The sequence below is a fragment of the Marinomonas sp. genome (genome assembly GCF_965225885.1).
Lineage (GTDB): Bacteria > Pseudomonadota > Gammaproteobacteria > Pseudomonadales > Marinomonadaceae > Marinomonas.
Window position 1 is genome coordinate 1,697,229 of sequence record NZ_OZ245329.1, and the last position, 16,923, is coordinate 1,714,151.

Consider the following 16,923-nt stretch of genomic DNA (forward strand, 5'->3'; position numbering starts at 1 on the left):
CTAAGTTAAACGGCTTGCTCTAATGTTGCCTAATGTAAAAGCAAAATTTGATGTTTATCCCGAGGGCGTCAGAAGCATCATGTTAGCCATGAGACAACTCATTCTCTCTGTAGCAGAAGAGAATGAACTTGGTGCTGTGGAAGAAACGTTAAAGTGGGGCGAGCCAAGCTACCTTGTAAAAGGTGGCAGTGCGGTACGAATAGACTGGAAACCCAAATCGCCAGATCAATACTGCTTTTACTTTAATTGCAAAAGCAAACTTGTTGATACTTTCCGAGAGTTATACTCTGATAAATTCAAGTTTGACGGCAACCGCGCTATCGTGCTTAGCCTGAATAAAGAGCCTCCGCTTAACTGTTTATCACATTGCATTGAACTGGCAATGAAATATCAGAAAAACAAACATCTGCCTTTGCTTGGTGCGTAAACCACGCTGGTTACTATTTCCCTATTGAAACTGAATCCAAGGTTACGCTGTATTTTTTCCGAAATTGCATTGGGGTTACATTGAAGGCAAGTTTAAATTTTTTAGCAAAGTAAGCAGAACAATTAAATCCGCTTTCGTAGGCAATGTCTGCGATTTGTTTATTGCTTTCGGTCAGTAGTTGAACTGATTTTCGTAACCGATAATTCAATAGGTAACTGTTTGGAGAACAGCCCAAAGCGTGGCGAAATATGCGATAACATTCGCTTTCACTGATGTTGGCAGCCTGACTTATATCGGCAATGGAAATCCGCTCTTCATAATTGTTATGGATAAAATTTAGCAAGGATTGTACTCGTTTTTCGTTGGCCTTTGCGGTGTTTTGACTAACGGTGATGTCTTGCTGATTGGTACAGAAAATGTGCCAGAATTTCATTAATGCAATGTTCATATAAAACTCGCGATCATAACCTTGCTCTTTCCACACATCAAAAGCCGCTGCTAATTCATTGATTACTTTCTGGTGCCAAGCTTTCTCGCCGGAGAATTTATAAAACAGCAGCTCTTTGTTATTGATAACAGGAAGCACATGCTTTTTATAAATTAGCCCAAAGCCAACACCACCAAGCATTTTTGGACTGAATACCACATTGAGTATTCGACAGTCTTCGGTGCCATGGTTCGTTAGCTTGTGTAAGGTATTGGCATTGATAAAGACCATTTCGCCAGTCTTCACTATGTCACTAGAATTAATACATTCGACCTTGGTGGTGCCTTCTATAACCAACACGACTTCTATTTCATCATGCCAATGCCAGGGTACTTCGCCACCCACAAAATGTGAAAAACGTTCGTCATAAGATCCACAGGGAAAGTCATGACTACCGTGAATAGTCAGCTCTCTGCCGTTTTCTTCTGTTTCAATCTTATAAATTTGCATGACATCGCTTAGTAAAGTCGTTTTGTTACATAGCTCGGTGAAATCATTTTGGTAGAATCGTTATATTTTAAGAGAGTATATAGCTATATATAAAGAAAGTTAGGCGGTATTGTCTCAAGTTGTTCAAAATAGCCAAATAAAAATAGGTAAATTTGTTTATGTTATTGCTTTTCATTATCTACATCGCTTTTATCAGTTTAGGTCTGCCTGATGCTGTGCTTGGCTCATCGTGGCCAGTTATGAGAAACGACTTAAATGCCTCACTGGAATTTGCCGGTGTTATTTCTCTCATCATCAGTGCTGGTACAGTGATCTCCAGTCTTTATGTGACGAAAGCGATTCACTATTTTGGAATAGGAAAAGTTGTAGCGCTAAGTGTCTTACTGACCGCAGTAGCATTACTTGGCTTTAGTATGTCCAACATGGCGTGGGCGTTAGTGTTCTTGGCTATTCCATTAGGCGTTGGGGCGGGTGCTGTTGATGCTGGATTGAATAACTTTGTTGCATTGCACTACAAAGCCAAGCACATGAATTACCTGCATTCATTCTGGGGCGTTGGGGCGACAGCAGGCCCGCTTCTAATGGCGAATTATTTGGCTCTCAAAGAAGGTTGGCGGGATGGCTACATGACCATTGCGATCGTACAATTCTTACTGGTCATTTTATTATTTACAGCCCTGCCATTGTGGAAAAAGTTTGTCATTAACTCTGTAAGAAGTGATGAGACAAGCGCTCCTTTAGTGACAAATGCTTCCGCACTAAAAATGAAAGGCGTGCCGCTGCAATTAGCGGTATTTTTTAGCTATTGCTCAATAGAAATGAGCACTGGTTTGTGGGCGGCAAGCTACCTAACGACACAAAGAAGCATACTTCCAGAAGACGCGGCATTCTGGGTCGCCATGTATTATTTAGGCATTACGGTTGGGCGCTTTGCCTGTGGGGTGATCGCTGAAAAAGTGGCTGAAGAAAGCCTTATCCGCTCAGGTGTTGTCATTATCCTGCTCGGTTGCATTTTACTTGCTTTGCCGTTTTCAGGCGAGCTGGCAAAAATCGGTTTAATATTCATCGGGTTAGGTTGTGCTCCTATCTTTCCGAATACTATTCAAATGACGCCAAAACGCTTTAGCTCATCGGCATCGCAAGCCATTATTGGTTTATCCATGGCCACGGCTTATATCGGCATCATGGTCGTACCACCAATACTTGGCGCCACAGCAAAGCTATTCACCTTTGCTTCGTTCCCCATGATACTGCTGTTACTGGCTTCCATCATATTACTGACCACCGAACGATTGAGGCGTTATAGCGACACCTCCTTACGCTAGCAACTAAGAGCGGTATCATGATGAGCATCGAGAATAGGCAAAGCATACAACGACAACAAACAATACTGTTGTTGCTAGCATTGGATGGAAAAGTATTCTCTGAGACGCTAAAGCAGCGATTTAATGTGTCGGATAACATCATTTTAAACGACATGATTTCTCTAGAAAAAGCGGGCTTGCTAAAACGTATTGAAGCTGGGGCAATTGTTGTAGAAGTGTGTTCGGAGTCAAAAGAAAAGTAGTTGTTATCTTGTCTTATTCACCGTTAAATTTTAAGGGTGATGAAGACAAAGAAACACGTATGGACTACGATTCAGATTCTTAGAGAACCTCGGAGAATTTCAATGTCTTTAAAAGCAACCTCCGTCAGACTAGACGAAGAGACACTACAACCTGTTGGCCAAATGGCTGAAGCGATTAAACAATACGTTGCCCGCAAAGATTGGTTTATCCGCGAAGTGGAAAAAGGCATTGAGTCAGCGGACAAAGGGCAATAGATCGACCACTCTGATATTAAAGCGAAATGGGATGCAAAGCGTGCTGCTCAAATGGACTGATTTAGTTCATTGATTATGCAAAAGCCGCGGCGAAGTTTTGCAATTCTGCTAGATGTTTTGGTTGCTTAGGCTGAACGATGTCCTCATTGATTCTAAGTATCAGACTTTTAAAGACTTCCGTGTTATTTTTCAGTTTTTGCGATGCCATTAAGGATTTGATTTCGTTAATACTCTTTTCATTAAGCTTAACTGAAAAGCGCTTTGAGGCTTTTGCCTTGGCAAGGTCGGATGTTAACAGCAAGCCTAAGTCGTTTTGAGAGAATCGATTGGAACTTAAGGCGTGAAGATAGTACAAAACCAAGGCTTTATTAAAGCTGTCTCCCAAGCTGGCGTCTATTTTCTGCGTCGCTATATTTAGAATATCTAAAAAGTGAGCAGGCAAACGCACATCGATTGGCGTTTTGATTTTATTGTACTCGGCACGCACTTTCGCGGTGGATTGTTTTGGGAGGCTAACTACTGTGTTACAGTGATTACACACCGCCGCCAAGATATTTTTCACCATGCCTGAATCATCATTAAAATTGACATCTCGAAGCTGATAAGTCGCGTGTGTTAAACCACATTCTGGACAAATGACCTGTCTTGAATCACCTTCTTTAACTATCTTCATTTTACACTCCGCTTTCGTGAACACTGATAAACATGGCATCGGGCTCGATAAAGTAAAATTTTATATACCATCGTTTACCATTCTTGAATGGCTTTAATACATGTACATCAATAGTAGGTGCTTGATGGTGAGGGCTGGATTCATATTCGTTGCCGCGAGTATGACGTATCAGTTCAATAACCTCATCATCGTTTAACTGACCGCACTGGAAAAGGTTTTTGACATCAATTTTTTCTCTTACTTCATGGTCGTATGAGCCATTTTCTAGGCAAGTTATCACTTGTGATTTCACATCCTTGAAACCCATTACTACTCCTTTTGTACGAAATAAATCGTACTTTTTTATTGTACGTCATTATTCGTACTTTTCAATCCGTTATCTTTATTTTAGTTCAAACTATCACCAAAAACCGAGACGATAAAAAAACAGAAGTAGAAGTTAGCTATGTGGTGTTTTGCGCTGACGACGTCAGTGACGCAAGCAAAACACCACACGGCTTGGCTTCCACCGACAAACTCTCCTCAAACAAGCTGACTAACGCGCCTCGCATTGTTGATAACAACTCGGTTTCCTTGGGCAAACTGCGCCGCGGGAGCAAATCAACCGAGCATCGTTGTCTATGCCCCGTTCTACCCAATTGATATTGAGAATTTTTGCCACGCTCATGAGGTCTTTTTTGATGCTTCTCGGGATCTGTGATGAACCGCCTTTGGTGACGCAGGCTTCGCGTAGATCTGCCGCGATGGAGAGGGCGTCTTTGCCTTGGGCATCAATGGCAGGATTCAAGTCGATGCCGGAGCAAAGCACATGATTGTTGCCGGCAAGATCTTGAACTTTGATCGACTCACAAGCGTAAATCCGTGGTTCGTCGCCGACGTTAAGAATCGAGATTTGTGCAGAGGTGCCAGTGCTTGGTTCGCTGATTTTTCGAAATACCGACCAGTGTTGGCAAGGATCTTCCACTGTACTCATGTTTCCCCAAGGTAGTGGAATACCATTTCCTCGGTACACGGCTTTGAGTTTGCCCGGAGCGTAGGCATCAAAATAATGCCAGTGTGGATAAGGCGACGCTGCCGTCATGCGGCGCATGGTGACGGATTCAGAAACACCCGCTAGTTGTGCGGTATTAATTTCGTAGCCATTACGATCCAGCATTTGTCTAAACGGCACTTTTGGGCAAAGCAAAGCCCCAGCAAAGAAGCTACATTCGAAGTCCCGCCAAGCGTACAAAATATCCTGAGCATCCATACCTGACGATTGTATTTTCGCGGTTTGTGCTTGTAAGGGAGAAATCTCATTTCGTCCTGTGACCAAGACGTTTTTCATGCCGTCTTTATCATGTAAAACCGTGTGACCAATATGCACCGCAAGATTGTATTTCAACCTTTGTGGCTGGGATTTCATGATTTGGTTGATGTAAATCGTACTTGGCGGATCAAAGAAAGACGTCACCACATGGCTTTCACTGATGCCCATTTCTTGTAACACCGCTAACGGGGTTTTTCTAAACCACTTGATCTGCAAACCCATTTGCTTGGTGATGGCGACAATCTCATCAAGGCTTAATGGTAAGCGTTTAAGTCCGACTTCTTCTGCCGCGCGTTCTAAATCAGGGAAATGATTTTGATGATGTTCTTGGTGGGCGCGAATCAACAAATGAGCAAATTGACGACCGCTGGTGCCGGTTTGGGAAAGCATCTCAGGAATGGCGATTTGCAGTATTTCTTTGGAGAACAAAAAGTTTGGTTCTAACGCCATACCATTAATGCCACCGCCAGAGCCTTTCGTTGGAGTAATGGCTTCTTCTTCCGGAATATCATCCAAAAACCAGTCAACATTTTTTTGAAAAACGCTGGCGATCACTTCCAATACGTCTTCACTGGGGATGCGTTTCCCCCTTTCTATCATGGATAAATAAGACACAGATGGGGCCGATTCTGCGTCTACTTTTATGCATCGCGCCGACAGGTCTTCCATCGTCAAACGGTTGCGTTTACGCAGGTTGCGGATCTTGGTACCCAAAAAATGGGCTTTGCGATTGAGGCTATTTTTATTTTTCATTTTTGTAAAATTTACACTGTGTAATTCTTATTGTGAAATTTTATCTTAGTGGGGCATAGACTATAAATCAAGCAATCGTAAGAGAGATCAAACGAATTGCTAACCCTAAGAATCAGAGTGATATGAGAAAGAAGGAAAGCGAGATGAATATGCCCCAAGCTAAAAATAACAGTGTGATTCATCCAGGGTTTTGCCACTTCATCAATGAAGAAGTGCTGCCACTTCACGCTATCGAACCAACAAAATTTTGGCGCGACCTTGAACAGCTAATTGCTGATTTGTCGCCTATAAACCGTCAGCTATTGGCCACTCGTGATCAGATGCAGCAGCAGATTGACCAATGGCACCTGGCTCGAAAAGGTCAAGCCATGGACATAAAGGCCTATGAAGCCTTCTTACGTGAGATTGGTTATTTGGTCAAAGAGGGCGAAGATTTCACTATCACTACGGCGAATGTCGATGAAGAAATTGCCCATTTGGCTGGCCCTCAGTTAGTTGTACCAGTGAAGAACGCACGCTTTGCATTGAATGCCGCCAATGCTCGTTGGGGCAGTTTATATGATGCTTTTTACGGTACGGATGTCATTGCGAAAACACAGGGTCTTGAGACAAGCAAAGTCTACAACCCAGCTCGTGGCGAAGCGGTGATTGCCAAAGCCAAAGACTTCTTGGATGACGTGTTTCCGCTGGAGTCTGGTTCTCACCAAGACGTGGTCAGCTATGTGGTTTATTACCACCATCTGTTGGCGTTTTTTCAAGACGGCAGCCAAACCGGTTTGAAGCAGCCTCGTCAGCTGGTGGCGGTAAATGGCCAACGCAGTGAACCAGAAGCCATTTTACTGAAAAATAATGGACTGCACGTAGAAATCCAGTTTGATCGTAACGGTAAAAACGGTGCGAAAGACCAAGCCAATATCAACGACATTCTAATTGAGTCGGCATTAAGCACCATTATGGACTGTGAAGACTCAGTGGCAGCCGTTGATGCGGAAGACAAAATTGACGTGTATCGCAACTGGTTAGGACTAATGCAAGGCACGCTGGAAGCCTGCTTCGAAAAAGATGGGCAGACACAAACGCGCCGCATGAACCCTGATCGTATTTTTACTGACTTAGACAACCAAGAATACCGGTTACATGGCTGTTCTTTGTTGTTGATTCGCAATGTGGGTCACTTGATGGAATGTGACTTGATGCAAGACGAACTGGGTAACTTTGTGCCCGAAGGCATTATCGATGCCGTGGTGACAAGCTTGATTGGTGCTCTGGATTTACAGCGTACTCAAGGCATGAACCATAGTCGAATGGGGAATAGTCGCACTGGCAGCATTTATATCGTTAAGCCAAAGATGCACGGACCAGAAGAAGTGGCGTTTAGCTGTGAACTCTTTGCTCGAGTAGAGCAGATGCTTGGCTTGCCAGCAAACACCATCAAGATCGGCATTATGGATGAAGAGCGTCGTACCACTCTGAACTTGAAAGAGTGCATTCGTCAGGCGCAATCAAGAGTCTTCTTCATCAATACGGGGTTTCTGGATCGAACTGGTGATGAGATTCACACCAGCATGCAAGCGGGTGCCTTTTTACCAAAGGACCAAATCAAGAATCAACCTTGGATCCAAGCTTACGAGAACCGCAATGTAGACATTGGATTGCAATGTGGTTTGCCAGGCAAAGCCCAAATCGGCAAGGGAATGTGGGCGATGCCGGATGAAATGGCGGCGATGATGACAGCCAAAATTGCACATCCAAAAGCCGGCGCTAATACGGCTTGGGTGCCTTCGCCAACGGCGGCGACACTGCATGCTTTGCACTATCACCAAGTGAATGTGTTTGAAGTGCAAGAGCGACTAAAAAATCGTCCGAAAGCGAGCTTAACAGATTTACTTACCATCCCGACGATTCCAAGCAATTTGACCTTGTCGCCGAAAGTGATCGAAAGGGAAATCGAAAACAACGTTCAAGGCTTGTTGGGTTACGTAGTGCGCTGGGTTGAAGCGGGCGTCGGTTGTTCAAAAGTGCCTGATATAAACAACGTGGGCTTGATGGAAGACCGTGCCACTTTGCGAATTTCCAGTCAGCACTTGGCTAATTGGTTACTGCATGGAATCTGTAGCAAAGAGCAAATTGATGAGGTGATGCAACGCATGGCATTGGTGGTAGATGAACAAAATAAAGCCACCGAGGGACATCGTCCGATGGCGAACAATGCCAATAGCGTCGCTTTCAAAGCCGCGCAGGATTTGATCTTCAAAGGTGCCATTCAACCTAACGGTTATACAGAGCCCTTGCTACATGCCTACCGAATACAGGTGAAGGACACGCATTGAAAACGAATTAATTGTTAAGAGTTTGTACCCATTTAAACAACCTAAAGAGCGAGAAATACTATGCATACTTACAAAAATAAAACGCAACAAGCTAGCCAAACGATTCATTCACAAGGTCCAACTTGGGCTGCGATGAACCCAGAATCTGTGGTTAGAATGCAATTGCAAAACCGTTTTAATACAGGGCTAGATATCGCGAAATACACAGCTAAGATCATGCGCGAAGACATGGCGAGCTACGACAAAGACCCAGCGAACTACACTCAGTCTTTAGGTTGCTGGCACGGCTTTATAGGCCAACAAAAAATGATTTCTATTAAGAAACATTTTGGCACCACGCGCAGCCGCTACTTGTACTTGTCAGGCTGGATGGTTGCGGCCATGCGTTCTGAATTTGGCCCATTGCCAGATCAATCTATGCATGAAAAAACTTCAGTGCCCGCTTTGATTGAAGAACTCTACACCTTTTTGAAACAAGCGGATGCCCGTGAATTACAGCATTTATTCAAAGAGATGGATGAAGCGAGAGCCGCTGGAGATCAAGTGCGTGAGCAAGCCGCACAGCAAAAAGTGGATAACTTTGAAACTCACGTTGTGCCAATTATTGCGGATATCGATGCAGGTTTTGGTAACGAAGAAGCGACCTATTTGCTAGCGAAGAAAATGATCGAAGCGGGTGCTTGCTGTATCCAGATCGAGAACCAAGTATCTGATGCGAAACAGTGCGGTCACCAAGATGGCAAGGTAACCGTGCCTCACGAAGATTTCTTGGCGAAAATTAACGCCGTACGTTATGCCTTCTTGGAGTTGGGCGTGGACGACGGTGTGATCGTGGCTCGTACTGACTCTTTGGGCGCGGGTTTAACGCAAAAGATCCCAGTATCACAAACGGCTGGCGACTTGGCAGAACAATACAATGCCTTCATTGATGGCGAAGAAGTGACCTCACTTGAGCAAATGCAATCTGGCGATATGGCGATCAAAATGGGTGAGCGTTTAATCAAGCCAACTCGTTTGGCTAATGGTTTGGTACGTTTTAAGCCGAATACGGGTGAAGATCGTGTGGTGTTGGATTGCATCACCTCTTTGCAAAATGGTGCCGATTTATTGTGGATCGAAACGGAGAAACCACACATTGGGCAAATTGCCGCCATTGTGAATCGTATTCGTGACGTTATGCCAAACGCTAAGTTGGTTTACAACAACAGCCCGTCTTTTAACTGGACGTTGAACTTCCGTCAGCAAGTGTTTGATAACTGGTTGGAAGAAGGTAAAGACGTTAGCGAATATCAACGCGAGAAACTGATGTTACAAGATTACGATACTACAGCACTTGCAGCTGAAGCCGACGAATGTATTCGCAGCTTCCAGAAAGACGCGGCGGCTCAAGCGGGTATTTTTCATCATTTGATTACCTTGCCGACGTACCATACGGCCGCTTTGTCTACGGACAATTTGGCGAAAGACTACTTCGGTGAACTTGGCATGTTGGGTTATGTAAGAGAAGTACAGCGTAAAGAAATTCGTCAAGGCTTGGCCTGTGTGAAACATCAAGATATGTCAGGTTCGAACATTGGTGATGATCACAAAGAGTACTTCTCAGGTGAGCAGGCGCTGAAAGCGTCAGGTAAAGATAACACCATGAATCAATTCGCAGTCTGATTGAACGAAATAAGTATCGGAGTGTATTGATAACAAAGGCCAGCAGTCTTCCCCCTGCTGGCCTTTTTTGTTTAGTTTTCAACAGTACTTAAATACACTATTATGGTGTAAGTCAGTCTATGGTAACTGGTGTATCCAAACCTTTCATAACCATGGGATTTGAGGATTTTATTGAATAATTCACGTTATGCGCTGGGTGATAAGCAAGTCAACGACATTAGCTTAAAAGATTTAGCTAAACGGACTAGATATGGTGGGATTTTCTATCTACTTGCATTTTGGGCGGCTGTTTTTAGTTCGGCAACAGCTCGTAATCACCTAGATATTATTGGTGTTTTTTCTGGCTGTTTTCTTCTGCTTCAAATTTATCGTTTGGTTTTATTTTTCAAAGTGTTTTCCTCACACGAAATTGACTACCCGTCCTATTTCTCTCGTTATGCTTTTATTTACAATTCATCCGCGATTGTGTGGGTAAGTGGTTCTGCTTGGCTTTTTTACATTAACCCGATTGTCGACTTACCTGTGACCATTAATATGATGGCCGCAGCAGGTATTAGTATTGGTGGTATCACAGTATTAGCGCCTTCTTATAAAATAATGCGCAGTTATTTCGTGTTGATTTGTTTCCCCTTTGCCTTAGGGGCTGGATTGCTGTTAAACGAGCCGGGTAACTGGATTGTTGTTGGCTTAATTCTTGGTTATGGCGTGTTTATTTTCGTGACAGGGAAACAACAGAATCGTATGTATTGGCAGGCGCTTAATGATAATTTAAAGCTTTCTGAACAAGCCGAAGAACTGGAAAAGGCAAAAATAGCCGCTGAACGTGCTGGTCAAGCGAAGGCGGACTTTTTGGCGGCGATGACACACGAAATACGTACACCAATGAACGGCGTGCTAGGTATGGCTCAATTATTAGCAATGGGTGACCTCAACGATAAACAGCAACAACAAGTAACCGTAATTAATAATGCCGGCCGAACTTTGATGCACATTATCAATAATATTTTAGATTACTCTAAAATTAGCGCAGAGCAGCTGGCGTTAGAAAAAATTCCATTTAGCTCGCGCAATATCGTCAACGAAGTGATGTTATTGCTTGCCCCTCAGTTTGAAAAAAAACCAATAAAGCTAACTTGCCTCGTCGATGATATTCCAGAGTTAGTGCTAGGTGACCCTTACCGACTGCATCAAATTCTTTATAACCTTGTCGGAAACGCCTTTAAATTCACTGACGAGGGGGAAATATCCATAAAGGTTTCCTGTAAGAAAAGGGATGATGAAAATAAAACGATGTTGTCTTTTTCTGTAAAAGACACTGGTATTGGTATTGCGCCTGAGGAGCAGAAACAGATTTTTGAGCAGTTTTATCAGGTTAGTCATTTTAACCCCAACATTCGAGGCACAGGGTTAGGGCTGAGTATTACACAGCGCTTAGTCGAGCTTATGGGTGGGACTATTTCGGTTGAGAGTGAAGTGGGGGTGGGGAGCACTTTTAGCATCGCCATTCCTTTTGCTCAGACTGTCCAAACCGCTTTTAAGGAACCACTAGCATCAGGGAATGTAGGAGTGAAATCTGATCTCCCGGCTAATTTACATGTTCTTTTGGCTGAAGATAATAAAGTGAACCAAATGATCTGCGAGCAATTTTTCTTTAAATTGGGATGCTCTGTTGATTTGGTAGAAACAGGCATCATGGCGTTAGAGAAATTTAATGGTTCTCAACATTACGATGTGATTTTTATGGATTGTAATATGCCTGAAATGGATGGTTTTTCAGCTACTGTTGCTATTAGGCAGATTGAGAAAGACAAAGCGTTACATCAAACACCAATCGTTGCATTAACGGCTCATGTGGAAGAAGACATTAAACGAAGATGCCTAGAATCAGGTATGAACGCTTTTATTAGTAAACCTTTTTTGTTTGAAGATTTAGAAGCCATTGTTAACAAAACCAAAATGGGAGGATTTTTTAAGCAATATTAATTTGTTTCCAAGTACAGTTTTCTTGTAACCTATATTTCAACGCAATTATTTTTCAGGAGATATATATGCCAAGCGCAGTTAAAGTTGGCGATACAGGGACAGACCACGATGGGTTTCCAGCAACACCAGTGACTGCTGGTTCGCCTAATGTGAAATACGATGGTGCTCCTGCAGCGCGCGTAGGTGATCCACTTGAAGCACACGATAAGCCAAAACACCCACCTCACCCAAGAGCTATCGCAGCGGGTTCATCTTCCGTTTTTATTAATGGTAAGCCTGCCGCCATTACAGGTGGTGCTATCAGCTGCGGTGGCGTAACCGAGGGAAGCGCCTCCGTTAACATAGGCAGCTAGTACGGCTTTTTAGCAGGGTATGCATGCTTTGTGGCGCGAGCGGATTTTTGCTCACCGGGCAATTTTTCGCTCGATCTCAGGCGGATTCTTGCTTGCAGTGAATGACTTAACTCTCTAACCTTTTGAATTAAAATACTATTTTTAGTTGGCATCCATCTTGCTCTATGGATGTGTGTTTCATGTAAAGCACGTCTTTTACTTTTTATACATAAGGAATATTATTATGCCAACGCCATGTTATATCTCTCTCGAAGGTGAATCTCAGGGTCTTATTACGGCTGGTGCTATGTCTGTCGATTCAATCGGTGACGTAGGCCTGGAAGGCCATGACGACGAAATGCTGGTGCAAAAATTTGACCACAACGTGACGGTTCCAACGAATCCACAGTCTGGCAACCCTTCTGGCCAGCGTGTTCACAAACCATTCAAATTTACTGTCGCCTTGAACAAAGCCGTTTCACTGCTGTACAACGCCTTGTCTTCTGGTGAGAAATTGTCAAAAGTAGAATTGAAATGGTACCGCACGTCTGCTGAAGGCAAGCAAGAAAACTTCTTCGTGACGTCGTTGGAAGGTGCCGTTATCGTAGACATTCATTGCGAAATGCCACATTGCCAAGACCCTGCGAACGGCAATTTCACACAAAATCTAACCGTGTCGTTGGCTTACCGCAAGATCAATTGGGATCACATCAGCTCTGGCACATCAGGTTCTGATGATTGGAGCAAGCCAATCGAAGCGTAAGCTTCTATTGGTGAAGGCCGCCTGTTTGCTCAGGCGGCCTTTTTGCGTATTAATGTATTCTTTTAGTGCGCAGCTATCGTTGTTTATAGTGTTGTTTTACGAATTGGATTGACCCGTCATAACAAAGGAAACTGGTATGGCTACATTGACGTTTACATTGGCAATCGACGGAATGGAAGAAGACACCCTCGTCGTTCGAGAATACCAAGGGCATGAATCGATCTCTGATTCCCTGCTGAAAGACGGTTCGCCTTGTTATGGCTTCCGTTATCAATTGTCTCTTGCCAGTCGTCAATCGGATCTGTCTGCCGACACCATCGTCGATAAAAACGCCGAATTACGCCTGTTCCGCAATGGCGAACTGATTCAACGAGTGCACGGCATTGTGCGTTATTTTGAAAAAGGCGACACTGGTCACAACTTCACCTACTACGGCTTAACCCTCGTTCCAGCACTGGAACGTTTGTCTTTACGTCACAACAGCCGTATTTTTCAAAAGCAAACCGCCCAAGCCATCATCACCCAACTATTGGATGAAATGGGCATCACGGAATGCACTTTTACTACACAACGCACGCCGCTTGAGCGCGAGTTCTGTGTTCAGTATCGTGAAACCGACCTAGAGTTTTTACATCGATTGGCCGCCGAAGAAGGCTGGGTCTATTACTTCACCCACGAAGAAGGCAAACACCTGCTGCACTTTGCTGATCAAAGCCAGTTTTTACCTAAGTACCCAGAAAAAATCCCGTACAATGTATTATCCGGTGGTGGCTCAGACGATCTTTACATCTCCACTTTGACGCACCACACACAAAGCTTACCAAGCCAAAGCACGCTGAAAGACTACAGCTTTAAAAAGCCGGATTATCGTTTCTTGCATCAGCAAGATGGCGAGAACATGGATTACCAGCTTCCGACTTATGAACACTTCGATGCCCCAGGGCGCTTCAAAGACGACGTCACCGGCAAAGCCTTTTCTCGTATCCGCTTAGAATACCTACGTCGCAGTGCTCGTACCTTAGTAGGTGAAAGCAACCACGCGGGCATCCAAGCCGGCATGAAAATCACCCTCGAAGGCCACACCGAAGACAGCATCAACCAAGAATGGCTGCCTGTTTTTGTCGAACACCACGGCACCCAACCGCAAGTCTTGGAAGAAGGCCAATCAGGCAGCACCACCTACAACAATCGCTTTACCGTCATCCCAGCCATCTCCAATTGGCAAGCCACGCCACAACCGAAACCCAGTGTCGACGGCCCGATGATGGCCACGGTTGTCGGTCCAGAAGGCGAAGAAATATTCTGTGATGAACACGGACGAGTCAAACTGCACTTCCCATGGGATAGATACAGCGAAGCCAACGACCACAGCTCGTGCTGGGTGCGAGTCTCCCAAGGCTGGGCAGGCAACCAACATGGCATGATGGCCATCCCACGAATCGGCAGCGAAGTGATTGTTAGTTTTTTAAACGGCGACCCAGACCAACCGATTGTTACTGGTCGCACCTTTAACGCGAAAAAACCCCCGCCGTACTTGTTGCCAGACCACAAAACTAAAACCGTGTGGCGCAGTGATACTCACCAAGAGGAAGGCTTCAACGGCTTTTTACAAGGAACGGCTTCGAAGACCAAGTCGACAATGAAAAAGTCTACGTCCATGCGCAAAAAGACCACGAAACCGATGTCCTCAACGACAGCATTACCCACATTGGCCATGACCAACACAGACAAATCGACAACGACCGCTTCACGCAAATCGGCGGCGAAAACGGCACAGGCAACGACCACCTCACCATCAAAGGTGAAAGTCGTCACAAGATCTGTAAAGACCAAACGCTCAGCATCGATGGCAGCTTGCAGCAGAAAGTCGGAGCGAAAGCCGTACTGGATGCAGGGAACGAAATACATTTAAGCAGCGGCGTGAAATTGGTTGTCAACGCAGGCGCAGAGCTCACCTTAAAGGCAGGGGGAAGCTTTCTTAAAATAGACGGATCTGGCGTACACCTAGTCGGTTCAGCTATCAACTTAAACTCAGGTGGTGGTGCGGGATCGGGTAGTGGATTTAGTGAACTATTGCCATTGTTGCCGGGTGAAATGGCTAGCCCTCCGGATAATCCAGAACCGATGCTTGCACCACCCCCAACATTAACTTCAGCTCAGGCTGAAACTATGAAATCTGCTGCACCGTTCTGTGAAGAGTGTGAGAAGTGTAAGGATGGATCATGCGCGATTTAATAGATCATATGGAATCTGATTTAAACTGGTATGTGATTCTTAATGAAACTAGCGATGGTCAGCCTCAACGCTGCTTTTATGATAATGGCGGAAGTGGTACGCAAGGATTATGGCTTAATACTCCTTATGCGAAGTGGCATGAGGTTATGCCTACAATTGCTTCGATATCGCCAGATCACCCATTTCTTGACTGGATTGAAGGTGAATCATGTGATGACTGGGGTGTGTTAGTCGGTAGTTACGCAGATTTTCTCACTGTTCAGGCACATTTTCGTAGTCTTACCCATGTATGGCTACCCTCCAGCGAGCATGTATTTTTCCGTTTCTACGACCCGCGCTTCGGGATTGATGTGGCGAGGTTTTGTGATGATGAGCAGCGAACTGCGCTGATGGGGCCGACACAATGCTGGTTGAGTGTCACTGCACAAGATGATCTCACGCGAGTTGATAACCCTGCACCGATAACCCAGGATAATTTTCAGGAGCGAGCTTTTCCCTGGTGGACTGTGCCTGAGGCTGTATTGGCAGAACTTAGCAAGCAAGATAAATCTACTTTGATTGCGAACAGTCTCAAATGGCTTAAAGAGCAACACGCAGATATCTATTTTTATTTCCCGGAGCCGATACTCAATGCCAAAGTGACCCACTTGGTCAATCGTTATAACAAAACGACATCCGTTTCTCTCAACCAGTATTTACATCAATCCCTGCATCAGGAGGTTTACCGATGAGTTCTACGAACACCGACTTAGATCAGATGTTTGCGAATATCAAAACAGATTTTCAAGGCTCTATCGATGAATACCGTAAACATTCAGAGAATATGCTGTATGGCTGGGCATTAGAGATGGATCAGAAAATCGCAGTAAATGGTAGTGAGATGTCGGCGGATATTGATGACAACGAAATTCGATCCGATATCATCACCTGCCCATTAGATGGCAAATTGACATTGGTACATTGTTTTGAAGCCGAAACCTTTGTCCCACTCGGCAATACGCCTTTTGAAATTCAACCCGTCAAACGCGGGGCCTATTATGGATATAACAATGATGGTCCGGCTTATCAAGACACTATAGGAGAGTCAGGTTCGATATTAGTCGAATTAGATGCAGCTACCTATGGTGGTAAGCAGTTACAAATCACTTTTTATCCTGATGTGACCAAAGATGATGTGAAAACATTATTGGACTCCTATGACAGCACGCTAAACAAACTGACCCAGTGGTTGGAAAAAGAATGGGAAACTCAGAGGGGAGAGTGGGAGGCGTTTTTGGATAATCCAATTGACGTGTGGGATGAGGTGAAAAAATTTTTCCATAGCATGGTGAATGAGTTAATTAAAGCATGGGATGAAATTGCAGAGCTGTTTGATTTACTGGCTCATCCGACTAAGTTGGCGAAGATGCTGAGTAAGTATATGGAAAACCCAGAGCTGATAGCCAAAATGCTTCAGGATGCAAAAGATGAAGCGGCTAAAATGCTCATGCTCCTGAAAGACGAAGCGCGCTGTTTTTTGTGTATCAAAGCCGTATATAGCTGGATACGAATGCTCAGTCCCACGCAAATCCTCAGTTTTATCGGCACTAGTTTGGCTGCGATTTTGGTAGAAGTCATACTAATGTTGATTATTCCTGGTGGGGCAGTATTAAAGAACGTTAACCGAGTCCGAGATGTTGCCGGTTATGCCTAGATAG

Annotated in this window: 15 protein-coding genes and 2 pseudogenes; 13 read left to right on the forward strand and 4 right to left on the reverse strand. The window is 44.4% G+C overall.

The window, feature by feature from the left end:
* Window positions 1-22: 22 nt before the first annotated feature.
* Window positions 23-427, forward strand: coding sequence for a DUF1801 domain-containing protein (locus tag ACO05V_RS08045; RefSeq protein ID WP_421849420.1), 405 nt, complete (start codon window positions 23-25; stop codon window positions 425-427).
* Window positions 428-440: 13 nt separating this feature from the next.
* On the opposite strand, the gene ACO05V_RS08050 is transcribed toward ACO05V_RS08045, so the two are convergent.
* The gene (locus tag ACO05V_RS08050) at window positions 441-1,364 is read right to left on the reverse strand and encodes an AraC family transcriptional regulator (protein ID WP_421849424.1); all 924 of its coding nucleotides are present in this window, start codon (window positions 1,362-1,364) and stop codon (window positions 441-443) included.
* A 158-nt stretch (window positions 1,365-1,522) separates the two neighbouring features.
* Between ACO05V_RS08050 and ACO05V_RS08055 the strand changes: the two genes are divergently transcribed.
* The 3 genes from ACO05V_RS08055 (at window position 1,523) to ACO05V_RS08065 (ending at window position 3,186) form a co-directional block, all read left to right on the forward strand.
* Window positions 1,523-2,689, forward strand: coding sequence for an MFS transporter (locus ACO05V_RS08055; RefSeq protein WP_421849427.1), 1,167 nt, complete (start codon window positions 1,523-1,525; stop codon window positions 2,687-2,689).
* A gap of 17 nt (window positions 2,690-2,706) precedes the next feature.
* Window positions 2,707-2,931, forward strand: coding sequence for a DeoR family transcriptional regulator (locus ACO05V_RS08060; RefSeq protein ID WP_421849430.1), 225 nt, complete (start codon window positions 2,707-2,709; stop codon window positions 2,929-2,931).
* A gap of 102 nt (window positions 2,932-3,033) precedes the next feature.
* Window positions 3,034-3,186: a CopG family ribbon-helix-helix protein gene (locus tag ACO05V_RS08065; RefSeq protein WP_421849434.1), complete on the forward strand. Its 153-nt coding sequence runs from the start codon at window positions 3,034-3,036 to the stop codon at window positions 3,184-3,186.
* A gap of 73 nt (window positions 3,187-3,259) precedes the next feature.
* Here the strand turns inward: ACO05V_RS08065 and ACO05V_RS08070 are convergent, their stop codons facing one another.
* From ACO05V_RS08070 to ACO05V_RS08080, 3 genes are all read right to left on the reverse strand, one after another.
* Window positions 3,260-3,859, reverse strand: a complete 600-nt coding sequence (locus ACO05V_RS08070) for a hypothetical protein (RefSeq protein ID WP_421849436.1) — start codon at window positions 3,857-3,859, stop codon at window positions 3,260-3,262.
* A 1-nt stretch (window position 3,860) separates the two neighbouring features.
* Entirely contained in the window at window positions 3,861-4,166 is a 306-nt protein-coding gene (locus ACO05V_RS08075) for a hypothetical protein (RefSeq protein ID WP_421849439.1), read from the reverse strand.
* 228 nt (window positions 4,167-4,394) lie between these two features.
* The gene (locus ACO05V_RS08080; RefSeq protein ID WP_421849442.1) at window positions 4,395-5,921 is read right to left on the reverse strand and encodes a DUF3612 domain-containing protein; all 1,527 of its coding nucleotides are present in this window, start codon (window positions 5,919-5,921) and stop codon (window positions 4,395-4,397) included.
* A 143-nt stretch (window positions 5,922-6,064) separates the two neighbouring features.
* Between ACO05V_RS08080 and ACO05V_RS08085 the strand changes: the two genes are divergently transcribed.
* The 9 genes and pseudogenes from ACO05V_RS08085 to ACO05V_RS08125 all read left to right on the forward strand — a co-directional run bounded on the left by ACO05V_RS08085 (window position 6,065) and on the right by ACO05V_RS08125 (window position 16,919).
* Window positions 6,065-8,251: a malate synthase G gene (locus ACO05V_RS08085; protein ID WP_421849445.1), complete on the forward strand. Its 2,187-nt coding sequence runs from the start codon at window positions 6,065-6,067 to the stop codon at window positions 8,249-8,251.
* Window positions 8,252-8,311: 60 nt separating this feature from the next.
* Window positions 8,312-9,913 carry an isocitrate lyase gene (locus ACO05V_RS08090; RefSeq protein WP_421849448.1) on the forward strand — a complete coding sequence of 534 codons (1,602 nt, stop codon included), beginning with the start codon at window positions 8,312-8,314 and terminating at the stop codon, window positions 9,911-9,913.
* A 171-nt stretch (window positions 9,914-10,084) separates the two neighbouring features.
* Window positions 10,085-11,896, forward strand: coding sequence for an ATP-binding protein (locus ACO05V_RS08095; protein ID WP_421849451.1), 1,812 nt, complete (start codon window positions 10,085-10,087; stop codon window positions 11,894-11,896).
* A 65-nt stretch (window positions 11,897-11,961) separates the two neighbouring features.
* Complete coding sequence (locus ACO05V_RS08100; protein ID WP_421849454.1) at window positions 11,962-12,249, forward strand: type VI secretion system PAAR protein; 288 nt, start codon at window positions 11,962-11,964, stop codon at window positions 12,247-12,249.
* Window positions 12,250-12,472: 223 nt separating this feature from the next.
* On the forward strand, window positions 12,473-12,991 hold the full coding sequence (locus ACO05V_RS08105) for an Hcp family type VI secretion system effector (RefSeq protein ID WP_421849457.1): 519 nt from the start codon (window positions 12,473-12,475) through the stop codon (window positions 12,989-12,991).
* A gap of 172 nt (window positions 12,992-13,163) precedes the next feature.
* Window positions 13,164-14,534: pseudogene (gene tssI, locus ACO05V_RS08110) on the forward strand (type VI secretion system tip protein TssI/VgrG); the annotation flags it as partial.
* Between the two features lie 137 nt (window positions 14,535-14,671).
* Window positions 14,672-15,226: pseudogene (locus ACO05V_RS08115) on the forward strand (bacteriophage T4 gp5 trimerisation domain-containing protein); the annotation flags it as partial.
* Window positions 15,214-15,957: a DUF4123 domain-containing protein gene (locus tag ACO05V_RS08120; protein ID WP_421849459.1), complete on the forward strand. Its 744-nt coding sequence runs from the start codon at window positions 15,214-15,216 to the stop codon at window positions 15,955-15,957. The pseudogene ACO05V_RS08115 and the gene ACO05V_RS08120, both read left to right, overlap by 13 nt.
* A complete protein-coding gene (locus ACO05V_RS08125; protein WP_421849461.1) occupies window positions 15,954-16,919 on the forward strand; it encodes a hypothetical protein in 966 nt (321 codons plus the stop codon). Before ACO05V_RS08120 ends, ACO05V_RS08125 begins: the two co-directional genes overlap by 4 nt.
* Window positions 16,920-16,923 lie beyond the last annotated feature (4 nt).

What these genes read in the sequence shown, in the direction of transcription:
- ACO05V_RS08045 (WP_421849420.1), top strand. Translation starts at nt 23, where the DNA reads ATGTTGCCTAATGTAAAAGCAAAATTTGATGTTTATCCCGAGGGCGTC.
- ACO05V_RS08050 (WP_421849424.1), bottom strand. Translation starts at nt 1,364, where the DNA reads ATGCAAATTTATAAGATTGAAACAGAAGAAAACGGCAGAGAGCTGACT.
- ACO05V_RS08055 (WP_421849427.1), top strand. Translation starts at nt 1,523, where the DNA reads ATGTTATTGCTTTTCATTATCTACATCGCTTTTATCAGTTTAGGTCTG.
- ACO05V_RS08060 (WP_421849430.1), top strand. Translation starts at nt 2,707, where the DNA reads ATGATGAGCATCGAGAATAGGCAAAGCATACAACGACAACAAACAATA.
- ACO05V_RS08065 (WP_421849434.1), top strand. Translation starts at nt 3,034, where the DNA reads ATGTCTTTAAAAGCAACCTCCGTCAGACTAGACGAAGAGACACTACAA.
- ACO05V_RS08070 (WP_421849436.1), bottom strand. Translation starts at nt 3,859, where the DNA reads ATGAAGATAGTTAAAGAAGGTGATTCAAGACAGGTCATTTGTCCAGAA.
- ACO05V_RS08075 (WP_421849439.1), bottom strand. Translation starts at nt 4,166, where the DNA reads ATGGGTTTCAAGGATGTGAAATCACAAGTGATAACTTGCCTAGAAAAT.
- ACO05V_RS08080 (WP_421849442.1), bottom strand. Translation starts at nt 5,921, where the DNA reads ATGAAAAATAAAAATAGCCTCAATCGCAAAGCCCATTTTTTGGGTACC.
- ACO05V_RS08085 (WP_421849445.1), top strand. Translation starts at nt 6,065, where the DNA reads ATGAATATGCCCCAAGCTAAAAATAACAGTGTGATTCATCCAGGGTTT.
- ACO05V_RS08090 (WP_421849448.1), top strand. Translation starts at nt 8,312, where the DNA reads ATGCATACTTACAAAAATAAAACGCAACAAGCTAGCCAAACGATTCAT.
- ACO05V_RS08100 (WP_421849454.1), top strand. Translation starts at nt 11,962, where the DNA reads ATGCCAAGCGCAGTTAAAGTTGGCGATACAGGGACAGACCACGATGGG.
- ACO05V_RS08105 (WP_421849457.1), top strand. Translation starts at nt 12,473, where the DNA reads ATGCCAACGCCATGTTATATCTCTCTCGAAGGTGAATCTCAGGGTCTT.
- ACO05V_RS08120 (WP_421849459.1), top strand. Translation starts at nt 15,214, where the DNA reads ATGCGCGATTTAATAGATCATATGGAATCTGATTTAAACTGGTATGTG.
- ACO05V_RS08125 (WP_421849461.1), top strand. Translation starts at nt 15,954, where the DNA reads ATGAGTTCTACGAACACCGACTTAGATCAGATGTTTGCGAATATCAAA.